Origin of the sequence: Paenibacillus sp. Soil522 (genome assembly GCF_001428245.1) — a bacterium.
Classification (GTDB): Bacteria; Bacillota; Bacilli; order Paenibacillales; family Paenibacillaceae; genus Pristimantibacillus.
Window position 1 is genome coordinate 1 of record NZ_LMRV01000020.1, and the last position, 1,417, is coordinate 1,417.

At 38.7% G+C, this 1,417-nt stretch carries 1 pseudogene; it reads right to left on the reverse strand.

Features of this window, described 5'->3' with window-relative positions:
- Window positions 1–100: 100 nt before the first annotated feature.
- Window positions 101–294: pseudogene (locus ASG81_RS03850) on the reverse strand (class I SAM-dependent methyltransferase); the annotation flags it as partial.
- Window positions 295–1,417: the final 1,123 nt, after the last annotated feature.

Here is a 1,417-nt window from a genome sequence, read left to right on the forward strand (position 1 = left end):
AGTCGTACTGTTTCTTCTTCATATCTCGTTCCCCTCCGCTTGATTTCATTGTATCTAAGTAAGGGGTGTACTGTCCAAGTCTAAATAGGGGCTAAATAGCTACTCCATCGACAAGAAGCCCAGATTCAAGAAGTGGAATGATGACACGTCCAGAACCGACCATTGCTTCAAGAATCCGTCCATCGCAATGTTTCTTTCTTGATAGTATTCAATATCTCCATTAAAGGACTGCCCAATTTCCTTGGTTAGATCATAAACCTCTGTGCAAAGTTCACCGTAATAACTAAATGACATATAATGTTTACCCTCCGTGGTTTTGGTTTTTTGCACGGAAGGGGATAGCTTAAAATGATTATCCCTTCCGCACCTCTAAAATAACTGTTTCGCCAACGAATTGAATTGTTCTCACCATAATCACTCGCTTTCTTAGTAGGATTAAATAAATATAATACACGAAGGAAATATTGGCAATGATAGTGTTTACATATAATAAAACATTACTGCCCGTTAGCCATCCATGCCGCTCACGTGACACCACAGATTATGGAAGAAATTGCATTCTTCCCTGGGAGCTTAATCAAGCATCGTCAATCTAAATCTATATTTTCTGAGAGCCATATTACCCTTATTGATTCAAACCAATAGGAAAAGGGTAAACATAAGATAAGTGGGAAGTGGTATTGAAAAACAGCGAAAAACGGAATTCAAGTAATTTTAGTTTCCGAAAGGTTGTTGATTCACCATGAAAACACGAAGAAGGATAAAAAGTTTGAGATTTCTGCTTCGATACTTTTTGAGTAAGACTTAGCATTAGAAGTGCATTTTTGAAATAAACCGCTTCCCACTATAAGAGGACTCTGCGATATAATATGTAGCACCATGTGCTTGTTTGTCGCGGCCCCGCTTGCACCAAAGCATTATCTGAAGATGTTCTCACAATGATCTGTAAATGTGTGAAGAATGCAAAACTTGACGTTACGGGCTCTATTCTTTCTTCATACTTACTCTTTTTTGTCACGTAACATCTGTCCCCCTCTCCTACATCACGTACACTGACTTCATATTCTTGCTATCAATCAATTTCTCCTTTGTTATTACGCTATCCTGCCAGTTAGTTTAACGAAGAGTTACCACGCCGAGACCCTTAATACCGGCGGCGGCCTCTAGATTTGTAAGGGTGATGCTGATTTGGAGACTTAAAGGAAATCGCTTTCGCTAAGTATACATTATCTCTGTCGGCAATCGGATAATGTACTTGTCATCGTCAATTTAAAAGAACTTAATCCTATAACTAAAAAAGCCCGCGATTTAAGCGGACTTCAATCGGACAATGTTCTTATCCTTTGACAATTGTTAAGCCAATTGCTTTGCTCTATGGAATATTTGGAGTAACGTTTCGAAGTCTTCTTTTAATGTC